Annotated in this window: 22 protein-coding genes; 7 read left to right on the top strand and 15 right to left on the bottom strand. The window is 70.7% G+C overall.

All coding sequences use genetic code 11. The features are described from left to right. Positions 1-142: 142 nt before the first annotated feature. From ABZ234_RS05110 to ABZ234_RS05080, 7 genes are all read left to right on the top strand, one after another. Positions 143-1,018 (top strand): ABC transporter ATP-binding protein, encoded by an 876-nt coding sequence (locus ABZ234_RS05110; protein ID WP_355011087.1) that lies wholly within the window; start codon positions 143-145, stop codon positions 1,016-1,018. Then, on the top strand, positions 1,015-1,872 hold the full coding sequence (locus ABZ234_RS05105) for an ABC transporter permease (RefSeq protein ID WP_355011086.1): 858 nt from the start codon (positions 1,015-1,017) through the stop codon (positions 1,870-1,872). Before ABZ234_RS05110 ends, ABZ234_RS05105 begins: the two co-directional genes overlap by 4 nt. Next, entirely contained in the window at positions 1,848-3,197 is a 1,350-nt protein-coding gene (locus ABZ234_RS05100) for a sensor histidine kinase (protein WP_355011085.1), read from the top strand. The genes ABZ234_RS05105 and ABZ234_RS05100 overlap by 25 nt, the downstream gene beginning before the upstream one ends. Beyond that, positions 3,194-3,829, top strand: a complete 636-nt coding sequence (locus tag ABZ234_RS05095; RefSeq protein ID WP_267946329.1) for a response regulator transcription factor — start codon at positions 3,194-3,196, stop codon at positions 3,827-3,829. Before ABZ234_RS05100 ends, ABZ234_RS05095 begins: the two co-directional genes overlap by 4 nt. 84 nt (positions 3,830-3,913) lie before the next feature. Beyond that, the gene (locus tag ABZ234_RS05090) at positions 3,914-4,603 is read left to right on the top strand and encodes a DUF1707 domain-containing protein (RefSeq protein WP_267946330.1); all 690 of its coding nucleotides are present in this window, start codon (positions 3,914-3,916) and stop codon (positions 4,601-4,603) included. A 338-nt stretch (positions 4,604-4,941) separates the two neighbouring features. Beyond that, the gene (locus ABZ234_RS05085; protein WP_355011106.1) at positions 4,942-6,369 is read left to right on the top strand and encodes a M28 family peptidase; all 1,428 of its coding nucleotides are present in this window, start codon (positions 4,942-4,944) and stop codon (positions 6,367-6,369) included. 480 nt (positions 6,370-6,849) lie between these two features. Then, positions 6,850-7,446 carry a cob(I)yrinic acid a,c-diamide adenosyltransferase gene (locus ABZ234_RS05080; RefSeq protein ID WP_267946331.1) on the top strand — a complete coding sequence of 199 codons (597 nt, stop codon included), beginning with the start codon at positions 6,850-6,852 and terminating at the stop codon, positions 7,444-7,446. A 100-nt stretch (positions 7,447-7,546) separates the two neighbouring features. Here the strand turns inward: ABZ234_RS05080 and ABZ234_RS05075 are convergent, their stop codons facing one another. From ABZ234_RS05075 to ABZ234_RS05005, 15 genes are all read right to left on the bottom strand, one after another. Continuing rightward, positions 7,547-8,062: a hypothetical protein gene (locus tag ABZ234_RS05075; RefSeq protein WP_267946332.1), complete on the bottom strand. Its 516-nt coding sequence runs from the start codon at positions 8,060-8,062 to the stop codon at positions 7,547-7,549. Positions 8,063-8,113: 51 nt separating this feature from the next. Then, on the bottom strand, positions 8,114-8,410 hold the full coding sequence (locus ABZ234_RS05070; protein WP_267946333.1) for an MTH1187 family thiamine-binding protein: 297 nt from the start codon (positions 8,408-8,410) through the stop codon (positions 8,114-8,116). Between the two features lie 47 nt (positions 8,411-8,457). After that, entirely contained in the window at positions 8,458-8,958 is a 501-nt protein-coding gene (locus ABZ234_RS05065; protein WP_267946334.1) for a DUF2550 domain-containing protein, read from the bottom strand. Between the two features lie 29 nt (positions 8,959-8,987). Next, positions 8,988-9,377, bottom strand: a complete 390-nt coding sequence (locus ABZ234_RS05060; RefSeq protein WP_355011084.1) for a F0F1 ATP synthase subunit epsilon — start codon at positions 9,375-9,377, stop codon at positions 8,988-8,990. 134 nt (positions 9,378-9,511) lie between these two features. Next, positions 9,512-10,954: a F0F1 ATP synthase subunit beta gene (atpD, locus tag ABZ234_RS05055; protein WP_267946336.1), complete on the bottom strand. Its 1,443-nt coding sequence runs from the start codon at positions 10,952-10,954 to the stop codon at positions 9,512-9,514. Between the two features lie 5 nt (positions 10,955-10,959). Further along, positions 10,960-11,880, bottom strand: a complete 921-nt coding sequence (locus ABZ234_RS05050) for a F0F1 ATP synthase subunit gamma (protein ID WP_267946337.1) — start codon at positions 11,878-11,880, stop codon at positions 10,960-10,962. Positions 11,881-11,883: 3 nt separating this feature from the next. Then, complete coding sequence (gene atpA, locus ABZ234_RS05045; protein WP_267946338.1) at positions 11,884-13,524, bottom strand: F0F1 ATP synthase subunit alpha; 1,641 nt, start codon at positions 13,522-13,524, stop codon at positions 11,884-11,886. Between the two features lie 65 nt (positions 13,525-13,589). After that, positions 13,590-14,414 (bottom strand): F0F1 ATP synthase subunit delta, encoded by an 825-nt coding sequence (locus tag ABZ234_RS05040; protein ID WP_344185915.1) that lies wholly within the window; start codon positions 14,412-14,414, stop codon positions 13,590-13,592. After that, positions 14,414-14,956, bottom strand: coding sequence for a F0F1 ATP synthase subunit B (locus ABZ234_RS05035; RefSeq protein WP_267950496.1), 543 nt, complete (start codon positions 14,954-14,956; stop codon positions 14,414-14,416). Before ABZ234_RS05035 ends, ABZ234_RS05040 begins: the two co-directional genes overlap by 1 nt. 55 nt (positions 14,957-15,011) lie before the next feature. Then, entirely contained in the window at positions 15,012-15,239 is a 228-nt protein-coding gene (gene atpE / locus ABZ234_RS05030; RefSeq protein ID WP_267946340.1) for an ATP synthase F0 subunit C, read from the bottom strand. Between the two features lie 123 nt (positions 15,240-15,362). After that, positions 15,363-16,193 carry a F0F1 ATP synthase subunit A gene (gene atpB / locus ABZ234_RS05025; RefSeq protein ID WP_267950497.1) on the bottom strand — a complete coding sequence of 277 codons (831 nt, stop codon included), beginning with the start codon at positions 16,191-16,193 and terminating at the stop codon, positions 15,363-15,365. A gap of 105 nt (positions 16,194-16,298) precedes the next feature. Next, a complete protein-coding gene (locus ABZ234_RS05020) occupies positions 16,299-16,529 on the bottom strand; it encodes a hypothetical protein (protein WP_267946341.1) in 231 nt (76 codons plus the stop codon). Positions 16,530-16,634: 105 nt separating this feature from the next. Then, positions 16,635-17,057 (bottom strand): hypothetical protein, encoded by a 423-nt coding sequence (locus tag ABZ234_RS05015; protein ID WP_267946342.1) that lies wholly within the window; start codon positions 17,055-17,057, stop codon positions 16,635-16,637. A gap of 225 nt (positions 17,058-17,282) precedes the next feature. Further along, positions 17,283-18,449, bottom strand: a complete 1,167-nt coding sequence (locus ABZ234_RS05010) for an MraY family glycosyltransferase (RefSeq protein ID WP_267946343.1) — start codon at positions 18,447-18,449, stop codon at positions 17,283-17,285. 12 nt (positions 18,450-18,461) lie between these two features. Continuing rightward, the gene (locus tag ABZ234_RS05005) at positions 18,462-19,424 is read right to left on the bottom strand and encodes an L-threonylcarbamoyladenylate synthase (RefSeq protein ID WP_355011083.1); all 963 of its coding nucleotides are present in this window, start codon (positions 19,422-19,424) and stop codon (positions 18,462-18,464) included. Between the last annotated feature and the right edge of the window lie 24 nt (positions 19,425-19,448).

Below are 19,448 nucleotides of genomic sequence, written 5' to 3'. Positions count from 1 at the left end.
CCCACCCGGCTCTCCGAGGCCCCCGGCGACACCCGCCGGGGGCCTCCGCCGTGCCCGCCCCGCCGCTGTCGTCCGATCGGAGGACCCCCGGCGGCCCGGCGGCCGATACCCCCGGCGGCCCCGTGCCGGAAGAGTCGGTCCCATGAGCGGAGAAGCGATCGAGGTACGCGGCCTCACCAAGAGATACGGGGACGACACAGCCGTGGCGGGCGTCGACCTGACCGTGCACCGCGGCGAGGTGTTCTCGTTCCTCGGCCCCAACGGCGCGGGGAAGTCCACCACCGTCGAGATCCTGGAGGGCTTCCGGCGCAGGGACGGGGGCGCCGTCCGCGTCCTCGGCGAGGACCCGGGCACGGCCGGGCGCGTGTGGCGGTCGCGGATCGGCGTCGTCTGGCAGCAGGAGACCCAGGTCCCCGCGCTCCCGGTACGCGACCTGGTCCGCCACTTCGCGGGCTACTACCCCGAGAGCCACGACCCCGACGAGGTGGTCGAGCGGGTCGGCCTGGCGGAGAAGGCCAAGGCGCTGCCCTCCTCCCTGTCCGGCGGACAGCGCCGCCGGCTGGACGTGGCCCTCGGCATCGTGGGCCGTCCCGAACTCCTGTTCCTGGACGAGCCCACCACGGGGTTCGACCCGCAGGCCAGGAGGGACTTCTGGTCCCTCGTCCGCGAGCTCGCCGACGGGGGGACCAGCATCGTGCTGACCACCCACTACCTGGAGGAGGCGGAGGAACTCGCCGACCGCGTGTGCGTGATCGCGCGCGGGAGGGTCCGGGCCCTGGGCGATCCCGCCACCCTGGGCGGACGGGCCTCCGCCCGGGCCACGGTGCACTGGACCGTCGAGGGGCGTCGGCGCGAGACCGTCACCGACGAGCCGGCCCGGCTCGTGGGCGAGCTGTCCGCGTGCTTCGGCGGCGAGGTGCCGGGGCTGAGCGTGCACCGCCCCACCCTGGAGGAGACCTACCTGGAACTGATCGGACAGGACGGCGGCGCGGAGGCCGCCGGGAGGAGCACCGTATGAGCACCGACACCGCGCCGGCCCCCGGGCCGGCCCCCTCCGGACCGGGGCACGCCCGTCGGCTGCCCGGCGCCCTGCGGATCGGCCTGTCCCGGGGACGGGTCGAGATCCGGTCGTTCAGCCGGGAGTGGGAGAGCCTGGTCTTCACGTTCAGCCTGCCCGCGCTGATCCTGGTCCTGTTCGCGTCCGTCTTCGACGGCATGTTCGACATGGGCATGCCAGCCGTCGACCACTACCTGCCGGGCATGATCGCCATGGGCCTCATGTCGGTGAGCTTCCAGCTCCTGGGCACCGGCATCGCCGGTGAGCGCGAGAACGGCGGGCTGCGCCGCCTGCGCGGCACGCCGATGCCGCCGAGCGCCTACTTCATCGGCAAGACCGTGCTGGTGGCCTTCCTGTCGTTCGGCCAGACGGTCCTCCTGCTGGGCGTCGCCGTCCTGGGGTTCGGCGCGCGGCTGCCCTCCGACGCCGGGTCGTGGGCCACCCTGGCGTGGGTCCTCCTCCTCGGCACCGTCTCGTGCGCCCTCCTCGGGATCGCGGTCAGCTCACTGGCCCGGTCCGCGCAGGCGGCCTCCGCCGTGGTGGTCGTGCCCTTCCTCGTCCTGCAGTTCACGTCGGGCGTCTTCGTGCCGGTCGCGGCCCTGCCCGACTGGGTGGTGGACGCGGCGGGCCTCTTCCCCCTCCTGTGGATGGCCCAGGGCATGCGGGCCGGGTTCTTCCCCGAGGAGATGGCCGCCCTCGAGCCCGGCGGCTCCTGGGACCTCCCCCAGGTGGCCCTGGCCCTGGGCACGTGGTGTGTGGTGGGCTTGGTCCTGACACTGGTGACGTTCCGGTGGAAGACGCGAAGGGACGGGTGAGCGACGTGGCCGAGGCTGTCGCCGACCGGGACCGGGGCGCGGACGGCGACGGGCGGCCCGCCGTCGGGAAGGACCCCGGTGCCGGCGAGCGGCACGCGTGGGACCTGGGCGGCTGGTGGGACCTGTACTTCACCGGCACGATGCTCGGTATGGTCCTGCTCGCCCTGGTGAGCGGCGATCCGGACGGGCGCTGGCTGCCCGCGTCCCTGACGGCGGGCGTCATCGCCGTCTACTACGCGTACGGCAGGAGGCTGCTCCTCCTGGACGGTTCCGACTGGGACCTGCCCCGCTCGCTGGTGCTGAGCGCGCTCCTCCTCCTGTGCATCCTGCCCGCGGTGCTCCTCAACCCGAACCTGACCTTCATGCTCATCGCCGTCGCCCCGCTCTGCTTCATGACGTGCGGGTCCGCGGTGGCCGTCCCCACGGTGGCGGTCGTCCTGCTGCTGCCGGGACCGGTACGGGGGCTGGCCGGCACGGAGGAGTGGAACACGGTCCTGGTCACCGCGCTGGTCCACGGCGCGATCGTCGGATACGCCCTGTGGTTCGGGCGGTGGTTCGAGCTGATCGTGGAGCAGAGCTACGAGCGGTCCGAGTTGATCGCCGAGCTCCGCGAGAGCCGCTCCGAGGCGGTCAGGCTGTCGGAGGAGTCCGGTGCCATGGCAGAGCGCGAACGCCTCGCCCGCGAGATGCACGACACCCTGGCGCAGGGGCTGACCAGCATCGTCGCCCTCACCCAGGCGGTGGAGTCGGAGCTGGACTCCGATCCCGCGACCGCGCGCCGCCACCTGGCGCTGATGCGCGAGACCGCCGCGGAGAACCTGGCGGAGGCGCGGGCGATGGTGGCGGCGCGCCAGCCGGCGCCCTTCGCCGCCGGGGACCTGGAGGCGGTCCTGGCGAGGATCACCGCGCGACTCGGCGACGAACTCGCCGCCACCGCGCACTCCAGGGTGGAGGGCTCCCCGGCGCCTCTCACCAACGACCTGCAGATCTGCCTGCTGCGCACCGCGCAGGAGGCACTGTCCAACGTGCGCAGGCACTCCGGGGCCCGCCGTGTCGAGGTGGTCCTGGGCTACACGGAGGCGTGCGTCGAACTGACCGTCTCCGACGACGGACGCGGATTCGTCCCCGGGGAGGTCTCCGCGGGCCGCGGTCTCGCCAACATGGGGCACCGGGCGGCGAGTGTGGGCGGGACCCTGGACGTCGAGGCCGTCCCCGGTTCCGGCACTACCGTCCGCATGTCCCTCCCGTCGGCGGGGGCCTCCGCCCCCGGCCGAACCCTCACCGGCCCCACTTCCCATGAGACACACGAGGAGCGCATACCGTGATCCGCGTCCTGCTGGTCGACGACCACCCGGTGGTCCGCGAGGGGATCCGCGGCATGCTCGGCGCCGAGCCGGACCTCAGCGTGGTCGGCGACGCGGCCTCCGGACCCGAGGCCCTGGCCCTAGTCGCCGCGCTCTCCCCCGACGTCGTCCTCATGGACCTGCGCATGCCCGGCGGCGACGGGGTCTCGGCCACCGAGCGCATCACCGCCGACCACCCCGGCGCGCACGTCCTGGTGCTCACCACCTACGACACCGACGGCGACATCCTGCGGGCCGTCGAGGCGGGCGCCACCGGCTACCTGCTCAAGGACACCCCTCGCGCGGCCCTGGCCGACGCGGTCCGCGCCGCGGCCCGCGGGGAGACCGTGCTCACCGGCCGGGTCGCGGGCAAGCTCCTGTCCGGGATGCGGCAGCGGACCGCCCCTCCCGCGGCCGTCCTGTCGCCCCGCGAGACGGAGGTGCTGCGCCTGGCCGCCGAGGGTCGGACCAACGCGGCCATCGGCCGCGCCCTGCACATCAGCCAGACGACGGTGAAGACCCACCTGGTGCGGGTGTACGACAAGCTCGGCGTGGGCGACCGCACGGCGGCCGTCTCCCGGGCGATCCGCCGCGGGCTGCTCCCGGACCGGTGACTCCCGGGGAGGGAGGGGCGCTTCAGGGTCGGCTCAGGGATCCTCCCGGATGGCACGCGCGTGCCGCCGGGGAAGAATCGTCATATGGTGGACCCGATGAACGACGCCAATCCCCCCGAGCACGGTCGGCTGCGCGCTTCCGACGCCGACCGCGACTCCGTCGCGCACCGCCTGCGCGAAGCCCTCGCCGAAGGCCGCCTGGACCCGGACGAGCACAGCGAGCGCCTGGACGCGGTCTACCGCGCCAAGACCATCGGCGAGCTCGTCCCCCTCACGGAGGACCTGCCCGCGACCGACGGCGGCCCCTCCTCCCTGACCCCCGTCTCCGGCGACTTCCGCTCGCCCCGCCCGATCTACGGCAGCGGCCGGGTCACCCCCCGGGCGACCCCGACCAGTACCGCCGCCGTGGCCGTGATGGGCGGCTCCGACCGCGCCGGGGCGTGGGTGGTCCCCAAGAACTTCTTCGCGCTCGCCCTCATGGGCGGCGTCGAACTGGACCTGCGCGAGGCGCGGTTCGTCCACCGCGAGACCACGATCTGGACCGGCTGTGTGATGGCCGGGATCGAGATCAAGGTCCCCGACGACATCCAGGTCCGCGTCCACGGGCTGCCGATCATGGGGGGCTTCGGTACCGAGGGCGGCGATCCGCCGAGCGTGGTGGACCCGGACGCGCCGATCGTGCACATCCGCGGCCTCGCGGTCATGGCCGGCGTGGGCGTGGTCTACAAGCGGCGCAAGCACCAGCGCAAGCGCGACCGGGGCGACGAGGACTGAGCCGCGCCCCGGGGGCCGGCCGCTGGACGATCGGTCCCTCCGGGGCTCCGCCACGGGCACAGTGCGCACCGAACGCGTAAGTTGCGTGGCTGATTGTGGCAATCAGGCTTGTCACTCCTTGCCGGGAACACCGTTCCGGTGACAGGCTGCAGCGAAACTTCACCCACCAGAGGTGTCCACCCCCCACGCCGCGGAGCGGTGGACCCCCGCACTCCGGAGGAAGACCGTTGCGCCCCACACACCGACGGGCCACGCTCGGCAGAGCGTCCGCCTTGGCATCCCCCTCCTCCCCCCGGCCCGGCGGGCGCACCGCCGCGGCGGGCCTCGCCGCCGTCCTCATGGCCTCCGGGGCCCTGGCGTCGGGCCCCGCCCACGCCGAGAGCGAGCCCGACCGCCTCGCCGACCTGGTCACCGCCGGCGCCGTCCGGGAGCACATGGAGAACCTGGACACCATCGCCGAGTACAACGGCGGCAACCGGGCGACGAACACCCCCGGATACGACGTCGCCGCCCTGTACGTGGAGGACCAGCTCGAACGCGCGGGCTACGAGACGTACCGGCACGAGTACGACTACGAGCTCTGGCGCGAGCAGTCGCCCTCCGTCCTGGCGCAGACCGCGCCCGGCGAGGCCGTCTACGAGGCCGATGTCGACTACGTCCCCATGAGCTACTCCGGCTCAGGGGACGTCACCGCCCCGGCCGTCGCCGTCAACGCGGACAGCACGGCGAGCGGGTGCTCCCCCGACGACTTCGCGGGCTTCCCCGAGGGCGCGGTCGCGATCACCGTGCGGGGCACCTGCCCCTTCTCCGAGAAGGTCCAGAACTCCGCCGACGCGGGCGCCGCCGCCGCCGTCGTGGTGAACAACGCGGACGAGGTCTTCCTCGGCACCATAGAGACCGTCTCCGCCATCCCGGCCGTGGGAGTGTCCGGGCTGACGGGCGCCGACCTGATCGCCGCCGACGGGCTCGAACTCCGGGTGAAGGTGGACGCCACCGTCTCCGCCGAGAGCTCCTACAGCGTCCTCGCCGAGACGGCGGAGGGCCGCGACGACAACGTCGTGGTCGTGGGCGCCCACCTCGACAGCGTCGAGGACGGCCCCGGCATCAACGACAACGGCAGCGGCACGGCGTTCGTGCTGGAGACCGCTATCCGCCTCGCCGAGCAGGCCGACCCGAACAACAAGGTCCGGTTCGCCTTCTGGGGCACCGAGGAGGAGGGCCTGGTCGGGTCGACCGAGTACGTGGCGGACCTGACGGAGCAGCAGCTGGAGGACATCGCCCTCTACCTCAACTTCGACATGATCGGCTCGCACAACTACGGCCGGTTCGTCCTCGACGGCGGCATGGAGCTGCCCGACTCCTCGGGAGCCCCCTCCGGGTCCGGGGCGATCGCCAAGGTCTTCGCGGACTACTTCGCCTCGCAGGACCAGGTGAGCGAGCCCGGCGTGCTGAGCGGGCGCAGCGACTACAGGGCCTTCATGGAGTCCGGCATCCCGTCCGGGGGGCTGTTCAGCGGCGCCGACGGCATCAAGAGCGAGGAGCAGGCCGAGTGGTACGGCGGCACCGCCGGTGAGGCCTTCGACCCGTACTACCACACGGCGGACGACACGATGGAGCACATCGACTGGGACTCGGTGGCGGAGCTGTCGGCCGCCGGCGCCCACGGCGTGGAGTTCTTCGCCGAGAGCACCCTTCCGGTCAACGGTGTGCTGAGGTCCTCCGCACCGGCCGAGCTGCCGCGCACGGGAGACGCCTGGCTCCGCTAGGCGGGCGGGTCCGGGGTCCCCGCGGGGGCTCCGGGCCCCGGCGCCCCGGCCGGGACGCCGCACATGGGGGCGGGCGGTGTGAACCCCCCGGTTTCACGCCGCCCGCCCCTCGCGGTGCCTCCCCCTGCGCGGCGGCCCCGGGTGGCCCCCTCTTCCCACCCGGGACTTGACGCGTAGAACACCACCGGAAACTACGTTGAGTAGCCCCCTCGTGTCTCAATGTATCAGTGAGGTGCATCACCTTCACCCCTTGATACTGAACAGTTATCCTCCGTGACGAACGGAGTGCGGGCGTCCCGCCCGCAGCCCGGGGCGGCGCTTCCGGTCGGCCCTCCCCGGCGGGCCCGCGGAGGCGGCGCCGGTGCGAGCGGGCCCGACCCGGCGCACCCGTGCCCGCCGACGGTTCCGCCGCCCGGACGGGCCGCGACCGGGGGACGGCGGCGCCGGAGTGGCGCGGGGCCGCCGCACTAGGGTGGGGGCATGACCACACGGGACAAGGACAAGCCGGTCGTTCTGTCGAAGATCTACACGCGTACCGGCGACGCCGGTACGACGGCCCTCGGCGACATGAGCAGGACCGGCAAGAACGACACACGCCTCGTCGGCTACGCCGACACGGAGGAGGCCAACGCGGCCATCGGCGTCGCGCTGGCCCTGGGGGACGTCCCCGGGGACGTGCGCGCCCTGCTCGGCCGGGTGCAGAACGAACTGTTCGACCTGGGCGCCGACCTCTCCACGCCGATCGTGCCGGACCCGGAGTACCCGCCGCTGCGGGTCCTCCCCGAGTACGTCACCCGGTTGGAGGAGGCCTGCGACCACTACAACGCCGGTCTCCCCACCCTGCGCAGCTTCATCCTCCCCGGAGGCTCCCCCACCGTGGCGCTGATGCACACGGCGCGGATCGTGGTGCGCCGTGCGGAGCGCAGCGTGTGGGCCGCCGTCGAGGAGCACGGCGACACGGTCAACCCGCTCACCGCGCAGTACCTCAACCGGCTCTCCGACCTGCTGTTCATCCTCGGCCGGTACGTGGCGGACGAGGGCGACGAGGTGCTCTGGAAGCCCGGGGGCGAACGCTAGGACTGCTCCGCGGAGCGTTCCGGGCCCGCGGCGACCGGCGCAGGCGCCGAACCCGCCGACAGCACCCGCGGACCACGCGCCGGCCCGTGTCCCGGCCGTCTCAGCACTCGGGCGGGAACTCCTCCTGCGGGACCGCCCCGGCGGCGGAGGCGCCGTCGGCCTCCGTGTACACCCCCTGCTCGGCGGCCAGCGCCCCGGTGGTGAAGGTGAGCGTCCCGATGTCGTGCTCGGCGGGCTCCCCGGGCTCCGCCTCGGCCGACCCCACGCCGAGGGTGTACTCCTCGTCCGGGGATTCCGGGCCCATCCTGTAGACGGCCCTGCCGTCCTCGTCGAGGATCTCCCAGTCCTCCCCCGGCGCGGCCAGGTCGACCTCCAGCTCGCTCCCCCCGAACTCGCGGGTGGCGACGAGGTGCAGGCTCCGGGATTCCCCCGCCAGGTCGATCTGGCGGGGCGGGTCGTCACCGCACCAGGTGACGATCACGACCGGGAACCGGTGCTGGGCGGTGAAGTGGCCCGTGGCCACAGCACCGACGTGGCCGCCGGACGGGTAGCAGCCGGCGAGCAGGGGCGCCAGGAGTAGCGGCGCGAACAGGACGCGGAATCGGGAAGTGGCCATGGAACCGCATACTGCCGTGTCCGACCGGTTCCGCGGAAGGACCCGGGGGCCTCAGGAGTCGCCGAGTTCCCGTTCGACGGCCTCGACCTTGCTGTGCAGGCCGTCCGAGACGCCCTCGCGGATGTCGGCCTTGAGGGTGAGGGACACCCGCGAGGAACCCTCGCCCGCGGCGGCGACGGCCCGCTTGACGACGTCCATCACCTCGTCCCACTCGCCCTCGACGCTGGTGAACATGGCTGTGGTCTCGTTGGGCAGCCCGCTCTCGCGTACGACCTTCACGGCCCGCGCGACGGCGGGGGCGACGGACTCGCCGGCCCCGAGCGGAGAGACAGAGAATGCGACGATCATGCGGCCATGCTAGGCACAGCACGGGTCGGATGTGAACCCTCTCGGGGTCACGCCTCCCACTGTGTCCCCGGGGGCATCGACTCCAGCCAGGACAGGAACCCCGTCAGGGCGCTCTCGCTCATGGCGATCTCGTACACCGCCTCCCGGGGCTCGCTGCCGTCCTCAGCGGCCCAGCCGATCCGCACGACGGTCACGTCCACGGGCAGGTGCTCGGTGTCCTCGCCGCTCGGGACCCGCCTCCCCACGACGACGAGGCCGCGGCGCGACAGGAACACTGTCGGCCGCGGCCTGAGGGAGAAGATGGGGAACCAGCCGAGGTTCTCCGTTCCGTACCGGCCGAAGCCGATACGCCAGGAGCCCCGGCGGCCCCGCCCGCCCGGTGTGCGCAGGTAGCACTCGACCGCGCCGCCCCGCTGGACGAGTACCCAGCGGCGCACGGTGACGGCGAGCACCACCGCGAGGAAGACGAAGAGCAGGGCGAAGAACACCCACTGCGCGGACCCCAGCCAGGAGCCCGGTCCCGCCTGAGCGGGAAGCGGTCGTTCCATGCCCACTGCCGTTCCGCCGTCCCGGTTCGCTAGGCGACGTCCTCGCCAGCAGCGCGCAGGCGGCTCCGAGCGCGGCCCAGGGCGACGGTGTCGCCGGCCTCGGCCGCGTTCTTCAGCGCCGTGCGCGCACGGTCCACATCGATGTCCTCGGCGAGCTCGGCGGTCTCGGCGAGGATGGAGACACGACCCTCACCCGAGACCGAGACGAACCCGCTGTGCGCGGCGGCCCGGACCTCTCCGGTCTCCCGCGCACCCAGTACGCGAACGACGGCGTCGTGGGCCAGCAGCGAGAGCACCGGGATGTGCCCGGGCTGGACGCCGATCTCGCCCTCGACGGTCTTCGCGATGACCATGTCGCCCTCGCCGGCCCAAATCTCACGTTCGGGCGAGACGATCTCGACGAAAAGCTTCTTCGACACTGCCACAAACTCCTCGGCTAGCGGGTGGGTTCGGCCGGGCCGGCCCCGACGTGTTGTCGTTCGGGACCGGCCCGGCCGGAGAAACTGTCCCGCCCGTCGCCCGCCACCACCCTGAACGGACGCTTCGCGCGGTTCTAGCCCTGAAGCTGCTTGGCCTTCTCGACCGCCATGTCGATGTTGCCGACGTCGAGGAAGGCCTGCTCGGGCAGGTGGTCGTACTCACCGTCGCACAGGCCCTTGAAGGAGGCGATGGTCTCCTCCAGGGGGACGAACACGCCCGGGGTACCGGTGAACTTCTCGGCCACGAACATGTTCTGCGACAGGAAGCGCTCGATGCGGCGGGCGCGGTTCACGACGATCTTGTCCTCTTCGGACAGCTCGTCCATACCGAGGATGGCGATCTGGTCCTGGAGGTCGTTGCTCCGCTGGAGGATCTCCTTGACGCGCTGCGCCACCTGGTAGTGCTCCTCGCCCACGTACTGCGGGTCGAGGATGCGGGAGGTGGACGTCAGCGGGTCCACCGCCGGGTAGATGCCCTTCTGCGAGATCGGGCGGGAGAGCTCGGTCGTCGCGTCCAGGTGGGCGAAGGTGGTCGCCGGCGCCGGGTCGGTGTAGTCGTCCGCGGGCACGTAGATCGCCTGCATCGAGGTGATCGAGTGACCGCGGGTCGAGGTGATCCGCTCCTGGAGCTGACCCATCTCGTCCGCCAGGTTGGGCTGGTAGCCCACGGCCGAGGGCATGCGGCCCAGCAGCGTGGAGACCTCGGAGCCCGCCTGGGTGAAACGGAAGATGTTGTCGATGAAGAGGAGCACGTCCTGGTTCTGGACGTCGCGGAAGTACTCCGCCATCGTCAGAGCGGACAGGGCGACCCGCAGACGGGTGCCCGGGGGCTCGTCCATCTGGCCGAAGACGAGAGCGGTGTCCTGGAGGACCTCCATCTCGTCCATCTCCAGGAACAGGTCCGTACCCTCACGGGTGCGCTCGCCGACGCCGGCGAACACGGACACACCGCCGAAGTTGCGGGCGATACGGGTGATCATCTCCTGGATCAGCACGGTCTTGCCGACACCGGCGCCACCGAACAGACCGATCTTGCCACCGCGCACGTACGGGGTGAGGAGGTCGATCACCTTGATGCCCGTGACCATCATCTCGGTCTTGGACTCGAGCTGGTCGAAGGACGGGGCCTTGCGGTGGATCGGCCAGCGCTCGGTGACGCCGAGCTCCTCCGCCGACACGTCCAGGGGCTCGCCCAGGGTGTTGAACACGTGGCCCTTGACGAGGTCGCCGACGGGCACGCTGATGGGCGCGCCGGTGTCGCGCACCTCGGCGCCGCGGACGAGGCCGTCCTGCGGGGCCAGGGAGATGGTCCGCACCAGGTTGTCACCCAGGTGCTGGGCGACCTCCATGGTGATGGTCTTGGCCTTGCCGCCGACGGTCACGTCGGTGTGCAGGGCGTTGTAGATGGCGGGCAGGGAGCCGACGGGGAACTCCACGTCGACGACCGGCCCGGTCACCCGGGCGATACGGCCGGTGGCGGTGCCAGCCCCAGCCGTCTCTTCAACTGTCGCAGTCACTTTTGCTACTCACTTCCTGCGCTGGCAGCGGAGAGGGCGTCGGCACCGCCGACAATCTCACTGAGTTCGTTGGTGATCTCGGCCTGGCGCGCCTGGTTGGCCAGGCGTCCCAGGTTCTTGACGAGGTCCTCGGCGTTGTCCGTGGCGGCCTTCATGGCCGCACGGCGGGACGCCTGCTGGGAGGCGGAGGCGTCGAGGAGCGCGAAGTAGATCCTGTTGGTCACGTACTGCGGGAGCAGCGCGTCCAGCGCCTCCTCCGCGGACGGCTCGAACTCGTACAGCGGCAGCGGCTCACTTCCGTGGGCGGCCTCGAGTTCGCTCTCGTCGCTCTCCTCGACCTCCAGCGGCAGCGCGCGGACGGTGCCGGCCCGCTGGGTCAGCATCGAGACGAACTCCGTGGAGACCACGTGGATCTCGTCGACGCCGCCGTCGGACGTGTCCGCCAGGAACTTCTCAATGAGGGCGGAGCCGATCTCCTGGGCGTGCGCGTAGGTCGGACGCTCGGTGAAGCCCTCCCACTGCGCCTCGATCGGACGATCGCGGAACTTGTAGAAGGCCACGCCCTTGCGGCCCACCATGTAGGTGAGAACCTCCTTGCCCTGCTCCCGGAGGAGCTGGGTGAGGGATTCCGCCTCCTTCAGCACGTTGGCGGAGAAGGCGCCGGCCAGGCCCTTGTCACTGGTGATGACCAGGACGGCAGCGCGGGTCGGGTTCTCGGACTCGGTCAGCAGCGGGTGGTCCGACACCCGGCTGGCCAGGGCCGAGACCGCCCGGGTGATCTCCCGCGCGTAGGGCCCAGCAGCCTCAGCCGCACGCTGCGCCTTGGTGATGCGCGTCGTGGCGATGAGCTCCATCGCGCGGGTGATCTTCGCCATCGACTTCGTCGAGCGGATCCTCCGGCGATAGACGCGAAGCTGTGCACCCATGGGTTACTTCCCGCCCTTGGCGACCTTGATGGTCTCCTGGCCGACCTTCTCCTCGGAGAGCGCCTCGGCCTCGGCCTCGGTGCCCAGGAGGGAGCCCGCGGAGGTCTGGAAGCCCTGCTTGAACTTCTCCAGGGCCAGGTCGAGCGACTTCTCGGTCTCGGACTCGAACTTGCCGGTGTCCCGGATCGTCTCCAGGATGCCGGCGTGCTCGCGGCCGAGGTGCTCCAGGAAGTCGTCCTCGAAGCGGCGGACGTCCTCGACCGGGACGTCGTCGACGCGGCCGGTGGTACCGGCCCAGATCGACACGACCTGCTGCTCCATGGAGTAGGGCGAGTACTGGCCCTGCTTGAGGAGCTCCATCAGACGGGCGCCGCGCTCCAGCTGCTGCTTGGAGACGGAGTCCAGGTCCGAGCCGAAGGCGGAGAAGGCCTCGAGCTCGCGGTACTGGGCCAGGCCCAGACGGAGGGTACCGGAGACCTTCTTCATCGCCTTGGTCTGCGCCGCGCCACCGACACGGGAGACCGACACGCCGACGTTGATGGCCGGACGCTGTCCCTGGTTGAACAGGTCGGACTCCAGGAAGACCTGGCCGTCGGTGATGGAGATGACGTTGGTGGGGATGTACGCCGAGACGTCGCCCGCCTTGGTCTCGATGATCGGCAGCGCCGTCATCGATCCGCGGCCCATCTCGTCGGAGAGCTTCGCGCAGCGCTCCAGGAGACGGGAGTGCAGGTAGAAGACGTCACCGGGGTAGGCCTCACGGCCCGGCGGGCGGCGCAGCAGCAGCGACACCGCACGGTAGGCCTCGGCCTGCTTGGTGAGGTCGTCGAAGACGATGAGGACGTGCTTGCCCTCGTACATCCAGTGCTGGCCCAGGGCCGAACCGGTGTAGGGGGCCAGGTACTTGAAGCCGGCCGCGTCCGACGCCGGGGAGGCGACGATCGTGGTGTACTCCATCGCGCCGGCCTCTTCGAGGGCGCCGCGCACACCCGCGATGGTCGAGCCCTTCTGGCCGATCGCGACGTAGATGCAGTGCACCTGCTTGTCGGGGTCGCCCGACTCCCAGTTGGCCTTCTGGTTGATGATCGCGTCGATGCAGACCGCGGTCTTGCCGGTCTGACGGTCGCCGATGACCAGCTGGCGCTGGCCGCGGCCGATCGGGGTCATCGAGTCGATCGCCTTGATACCGGTCTGGAGCGGCTCGTGGACCGGCTTGCGCTCCATCACCGAGGCGGCCTGGAGCTCCAGCTCACGCCGCTCGGTCGACTCGATCTCGCCCTTGCCGTCGATGGGGGCGCCCAGGGGGTCCACCACGCGGCCGAGGAAGTTGTCACCCACCGGCACCGAGAGGAGCTGGCCGGTGCGACGCACCTTCTGCCCCTCCTCGATGCTGGTGAAGTCGCCCAGCACGACGACACCGATCTCGCCGACCTCAAGGTTCTGGGCCAGACCGAGGGTGCCGTCCTCGAACTTCAGCAGCTCGTTCGCCATCGCCGAGGGAAGGCCACCGACGCGGGCGATGCCGTCACCGGAGTAGGTGACGGTACCGACCTCTTCCGCGCGGGTGGCTTCAGGCTCGTACGACTGGACGAAGCGCTGTAGCGCGTCCCGGATCTCGTCCGGCCGGATCGTCAGCTCCGCCATCTCTACGTTGTCCTTGCTCTCAAATGGCGCCGGGCTGGCGCCGTGCGTGCTTGCCTTGCGTACTGTCAGCCGGCCAGGCGGCGCTGGACCTCGGCGATACGCCCGGCGATGGTCCCGTCGATGACCTCGTCACCCACCTGGATGGACAGGCCCCCCACGATCTCGGGGGCGACCTCGGTGTTGAGGTGGATGTCGCGGCCGTAGGCGCGCGAGAGCGCGGCCCCGAGCCGGGACTGCTGGCTCTCGCTCAGGGCGACGGCGCTGCGGACGACGGCCACGTAGCGCTTGGCGCGCTCCGAGACGAGTCCCCCGAAGTGGTCCAGCGCCTGCTCCAGCGTACGTCGCCGGGGTCGGGTCACCGCCTCGCCGACCAGCGTCAGCGTCGCGGCGTTCACCTTGCCCGAGAGCAGGCTCTCCAGGAGGGAGAGGCGCTGCTCGGGGGCGACCCCCTCACGGGTGAGGGCGTCGCGCAGCTCGGGCTGGGCGGCGACGATCCGCTGGAAGCGGAACAGCTCGTCCTCCAGCTCGTCGAGCGCCGAGGCGTTCTGGAGCGCGGCGACGGTCGCGTAGACCGCCATCCGCTCCATCGCGTCCACGAGGTCGCGCGGACCGGACCACTTCGCCGAGACCACGTCGCCGGCCACGATGACCGTGGACGGGGAGACCTTGGTCTCCAGCAGCTCGCCGATCAGCTCGGTCTTGCGCTCTGCCGGGTTCGCCTGGTCGGCGAGCCACCGGCGGAGCGAGTGCTGGCTCCCGAGAAGGGCGACGACCTCGAAGAGCTCGCTGCCCAGGGAGACACCACTCTGCGCGGTGCCGGCCGACGCCAGGACGTTCTCGTCCAGGCGCCGGGTCACCTCGACCAGCGACGTGCGGCTGATACCACGCATCAGCGCACCTCTGCTTGCTGCGTGCTCTGGCTCTGCTCCAGCTCGTCCAGGAACCGGTCGATGACGCGGTTCTGGACGGCGCTGTCGCTGAGGGTCTCACCCACGATGCGACCGGCCAGGTCGGCGGACAGGCCGCCGATCTCGCCGCGCAGCTGCACCATGGCCTGCTGGCGGTCGGCCTCGATCTGGGCGTGGGCCGCCTCGACGATGCGGCGCGCCTCGGCCTGGGCCTCCTCGCGCGCCTCGGCGATGATCGCCGCCCGCTGCTCCTTGGCCCTCTCGAGCTCCTGGGCGGACTCGCGGTGCGCCTCCTCGAGCTTCTCGCGGTACTGCTGGCGGATCTCCTCGGCCTCGGCCTCGGCGCGCTTGGCCCGCTCGATGCCGCCCTCGATGGCGTCATGACGCTCGTCGAGGACCGCCATCACCTTGGGAACCGCCTTGCGGGCCACAAAGAAGTAGACCACGGCGAGCGCGATCGCACCGAAGGTGAACTTCACCCAGTCGATCCGCAGAATGTTGTAATCGGCTGCCAACTCCACCAACATGGTCAGCCCTCCTTCGCGTCAGTTGCCATCAGAAAACGGTTGGCAAGTTCGACTAGCCCTGGGGAGCGGCGAAGGCGAGGACGAAGCCAAGGATCGCCAGGGCCTCGATGAGGGCGAAGCCGAGGTAGATGTTGGTCTGCAGCGGGCCGCGGGCCTCGGGCTGGCGGGCGATGGCCTGCATGCCGAGACCGAACACGATACCGACACCAATACCGGCGCCGATGACGCTGATGCCGTAGCCGATGGTGTTGATGTTGCCGGTGATCGCAGCGATGTCCATTGATGTTTCCCTTTACTCGACGTCCGGCGTTGCTCGTCGCAATTGGTCAGTTCGCCGGTGTGGACGGGTCAGTTCTTCTCGCCCCTGGCACGGCCGGTCGGCCGCGCAGGAGGGGAAGGGGGTCTAGTGGGCCGCTTCGAGCGACTGGTTGATGTACAGGCTCGCCAGCAGCGTGAAGATGAACGCCTGGACGAGCATGATCACGATCTCGAAGACGAAGAAGGCGAGGTAGCCGAACAGCGCCGCTCCCGAGAAGAGGAGCGAGACACCGACCAGCAGGGGCTCGGCCGTCAGGTTGAGCATGTACCAGCCGCCGTAGGCGAACACGGCGAGCAGCAGGCTGCCCGCGAACATGGTCGCGAACAGACGCAGGGCGTGCGTGACCGGGCGGATCAGGAAGACCGAGAGGATCTCGATCGGGGTGACCAGGATGTAGATCGCCTTGGGCATCCCGGGCGGGAAGATCTGGTTCCGGAAGTAGCCCCAGCCGCCCTGGTTGCGGATGCCGATCACGATGGTCATCACGTAGATGACCCCGGCGAACATCGCGGTGAAGGCCAGGTTGCTGTTGACCGGGAGCATGCCCGGGATCAGCCCCGTGAAGTTCATGGCCAGGATGAGCGTGAAGACACCGGTCATGAACGGGATGAACCGGTCGCCCTTGGCACCCATCGTCGGGCGGGTGATCTGGTCCCGGATGAACAGGACCAGCATCTCGCCGACGCTCTGCCTGCGACCAGGGACGAGGCTCAGCTTCTTGCTGAACCACGACCACAGAAGCAGGACAGCACCGACGGCGACGAGAAGCAGGACCAGGTACAGGTCGATGCCCGCGCTGCCGGGGATGTTGGCGAACCACGGTTCCGGGAAGAACATCCCGATAGTGGGCGGCGTGAACCCGCAACCGTTGTCACCGAACAGGTGGCAATTCGGTTCGGCCGCGAGAATGCGCACGTCAGCACTCACGGCGAATCCTTTCGTCGTGACGCAAGAAAGCCTCGTTGATGGTTGTTACAGAGCGTCGTCGCACGATCGTCGACGCCGGACTGGCGGGAGGGTTCAGACCTGGCGGGTCTTGACGACGATCACGTAGATCGCGCCGACCATGCCCAGAACCGCCCCGATGGGCAGGAAGAGCGCCTGGAACCCCAGGAGCTTGTCCGCGGCCCAGCCGATCGCGCTCCAGACGAGCACGCCCGAGAGCAGAGTGGAGAAGAGTGCCCAGCCGTCGGACTCGCGCGGTGCCGGGGGCGTGCGCTTCTCCGATTTTCTGGCTGGTTCGCTGCTCATCTCGCTCCGGAATATAGCATGTGGGCCTTGGCGGGAACGGGGCCGTCCGCCTGCCGAGGTTCAGGGTAATACGCCCTTCCCGACGGGCTGCAACGGGGCACCCCATCACGCGTTCTCCGAACCCTCGTTCGGGGTCACGTGAAGGATCTTGGCCTTCGAGATCGCCCACGTCTGGCCGCCCAGCCAGGCGAGCACGACCGCCAGGGCGCTGTAGACGAAGGCTGCACTGCTGAGGTCCTCGACGAGGGGACTGCGGCCGAGGGTGACGAGGATGACGCCCAGCACCGCCATCTTGACGACGAAGCCGAGCATGTTCGCCGCCAGGAAGAGGTCCTTGTTGCGGCGCGTGATCATGAGGACGGCCCACTGCCCCAGCCCGAAGCAGCCGAGCACGATTACCACGGCGAACAGGGAGCTGAGAGCTCCGGGGACGCCGGCGAGGAGCGCGGAGACCGCAATGGCCAGGAGCCCGCACGCAGCGCTGGGAAGCGCGGCGCCACGGAGGATCCGGGCGTCGTGTTCCTGCATCACAAAGCTCCGTAGGGGTTCAGTGGGTACCTGCTCGTGAAAGCTATCACAAGGTTCTCGGTGCTGAATCCGGGGGTTCCTTAACGCGACCTTAACGCCCCGCAAAACGCCCGTTCCGGGCGTCCTCCAGGGCCTGTGTCACCTTCACCACACCGGTCCGGCCTCCGCCTTCGCAGGTCACCGCCACCGCCTTCCGAGACCTTGGTCCCGAATGCCGACGCCCTCTCAGGCATCAGATGGCGAATCGTGACCTGCCCCCGTCTTAACGCGGTCCTTGCGGTCCCACGGCAGGAGGCCCCGGCGCCGCAGGCGGGGCAGGGCGATGAGGCCGACAGCACACGTGGCGACCAGCGCGGTGACCGTCAGGACGATCACCGGGGAGTCGAACACCGACAGGGAGACCGCGGCGAACGCCACGATCCCCGCCCACAGGTACATGAGGAGAACGGCCCGCATGTGGCTGTGGCCCATGTCCAGCAGGCGGTGGTGGAGGTGGCCGCGGTCCGGGGCGAAGGGGGACTTGCCCGCGAGGGTCCTCCGCAGCACGGCGAGCACCAGGTCGGCCAGCGGCAGCGCGATCACCAGGAGCGGCAGGGCGATCGGCAGGAACACCACGAGCCCGCCGGAGTTGAACTCCTCACGTGCGGTGTTGGCGTCGAACTGGCCGGTCACCGTGATGGTGATCGAGGTGAGCAGCAGTCCCAGCAGCATCGAGCCGGTGTCGCCCATGAACACCCTGGCCGGGTGGAAGTTGTGGAAGAGGAAGCCCGCGCACGTGCCCGCGAGGATGATCGCGATCATCGCCGGATACGACTGGCGGACGAAGCCCTGCTCGACGGCGACCACGTAGTAGTACGCGAAGAACGCCAGGGAGGAGATGCCGACGATGCCCGCCGCCAGCCCGTCCAGGCCGTCGGCGAAGTTGACCGCGTTGATGGTCACCACGATGAGCAGGATCGACACCATCGCGCCCAGCCACGGCCCCAGGGACAGCTGGGTGCCGGGCAGCGGCAGCCACAGCAGCTGCACGCCGTTGGCGACGAGGATGCCGGCGGCCACGACCTGGCCGGCCAGCTTGCTGAGCGCGTCCATGCCCCAGCGGTCGTCGATGATCCCGATGACCGTGATGAGGCCGCCCGCGAGGAGGAGCCCCAGCCAGGTGTCGGCGACGAAGACGTTCTGCAGGTGCGGGAGCTGCGCGGAGATCAGCAGGGCTGCCGCGAACCCCCCGTAGATGGCGAGCCCGCCCAGGCGCGGGATGGGCTCGGTGTGCACGTCGCGGTCGCGCACCGGCGGGGTGGCGCCGATCCTGATGGCGAACTTGCGCACCAGGGGCACGAGCAGGTACGTCACCGCCGCGGCGATGACGAAGGTGAGCGCGTACTCTCGCACGGCCTGGCCCCTCTAGTTCTCGGAACGGTCGCCGTCGGGGAGCTGCCCCGTCTCGGGGGTCCTGCCGTCCTGCCCCGCGGCGGTGCCGCCGCCGGTCGTACGGTCGCCGCCGGGGGCGGCTTCCGTGTCCGCCCCGGCCGCCGCGGCTCCGCTCCCGGAGGCCGTGCCCTCGGAGGCCCCGTCCCCGGAGGCCTGTGCCGGGTCCGCCCCCCCGGTCCCCGCGGCGGCGGGCGCCTCGGACCGGGACGCGGCCCTGCGGCTCGCCTTGGCGGCCTCGCCGGCCTTGGCGACCTCGTCCTCCCTGACCGGCTTCATGCGGCCCTGGCGCAGCTCGCCGATGACGGTGCCGCACACCGCGCGCAGCTGCTCGATGGAGATGGCGCCGGACCGCAGCACCCGCGGCACGGCGTAGGTCAGGTCGACGATGGTCGAGGCGACAGGGGAGTCGGTCTCCCCGCCGTCCAGGTACACGGCGACGTCCTCGTCACCGAGCTGCTCCAGCGCCTCCTCCATCCGCGTGGCGGCGGGCAGGCCCGACTTGTTGGCGCTGCTCACCGCCATGGGCCCGACCTCCTTGAGGAGTTCGAGGGCGACGGGGTCCATCGGCATCCGGACGGCCACCGTGCCCTTGGTGTCGCCGAGGTCCCAGGACAGGCTGGGGGTGGCGGTGCACACGAGGGTCAGCGGGCCGGGCCAGAACTCCTCCATGAGGTCGCGGCCGTGGTTGCCGAGGTCCTCGATGAGGGCGGTCGCCGCGCGCATCGAGCCGACCAGGACCGGCGGCGGCATGTCGCGGCCGCGCCCCTTGGTGGCGAGCAGGTTCGCCACCGCGGCGGGGCTGAAGGCGTCGGTGCCGATGCCGTACACGGTGTCCGTGGGCAGCACCACCAGTTCACCTCGGCGTACCGCGGACGCGGCGTCGGCGATGCCGTCCTTGCGGGCGGTCTCGTCCGCGCAGTCGTAGATGCGGCTCACCTGCGTTCACCTCATTCTCGAACG

This window comes from Nocardiopsis sp. NPDC006198, from assembly GCF_040613895.1.
In the GTDB taxonomy this organism is placed as follows: domain Bacteria; phylum Actinomycetota; class Actinomycetes; order Streptosporangiales; family Streptosporangiaceae; genus Nocardiopsis; species Nocardiopsis tropica.
This window is presented reverse-complemented; position numbering and strand designations above follow the sequence as displayed.

Excerpts from the sequence above, each read along its gene's own strand:
- ABZ234_RS05065 (WP_267946334.1), bottom strand. The coding sequence starts at position 8,958 with ATGGAACGACCGCTTCCCGCTCAGGCGGGACCGGGCTCCTGGCTGGGG.
- atpE (WP_267946340.1), bottom strand. The coding sequence starts at position 15,239 with ATGGACATCGCTGCGATCACCGGCAACATCAACACCATCGGCTACGGC.
- ABZ234_RS05050 (WP_267946337.1), bottom strand. The coding sequence starts at position 11,880 with ATGGGTGCACAGCTTCGCGTCTATCGCCGGAGGATCCGCTCGACGAAG.
- ABZ234_RS05070 (WP_267946333.1), bottom strand. The coding sequence starts at position 8,410 with ATGATCGTCGCATTCTCTGTCTCTCCGCTCGGGGCCGGCGAGTCCGTC.
- ABZ234_RS05075 (WP_267946332.1), bottom strand. The coding sequence starts at position 8,062 with ATGGCCACTTCCCGATTCCGCGTCCTGTTCGCGCCGCTACTCCTGGCG.
- ABZ234_RS05015 (WP_267946342.1), bottom strand. The coding sequence starts at position 17,057 with ATGCAGGAACACGACGCCCGGATCCTCCGTGGCGCCGCGCTTCCCAGC.
- ABZ234_RS05110 (WP_355011087.1), top strand. The coding sequence starts at position 143 with ATGAGCGGAGAAGCGATCGAGGTACGCGGCCTCACCAAGAGATACGGG.
- ABZ234_RS05085 (WP_355011106.1), top strand. The coding sequence starts at position 4,942 with ATGGCCTCCGGGGCCCTGGCGTCGGGCCCCGCCCACGCCGAGAGCGAG.
- ABZ234_RS05105 (WP_355011086.1), top strand. The coding sequence starts at position 1,015 with ATGAGCACCGACACCGCGCCGGCCCCCGGGCCGGCCCCCTCCGGACCG.
- ABZ234_RS05090 (WP_267946330.1), top strand. The coding sequence starts at position 3,914 with ATGGTGGACCCGATGAACGACGCCAATCCCCCCGAGCACGGTCGGCTG.
- ABZ234_RS05080 (WP_267946331.1), top strand. The coding sequence starts at position 6,850 with ATGACCACACGGGACAAGGACAAGCCGGTCGTTCTGTCGAAGATCTAC.
- atpA (WP_267946338.1), bottom strand. The coding sequence starts at position 13,524 with ATGGCGGAGCTGACGATCCGGCCGGACGAGATCCGGGACGCGCTACAG.
- ABZ234_RS05040 (WP_344185915.1), bottom strand. The coding sequence starts at position 14,414 with ATGCGTGGTATCAGCCGCACGTCGCTGGTCGAGGTGACCCGGCGCCTG.
- ABZ234_RS05020 (WP_267946341.1), bottom strand. The coding sequence starts at position 16,529 with ATGAGCAGCGAACCAGCCAGAAAATCGGAGAAGCGCACGCCCCCGGCA.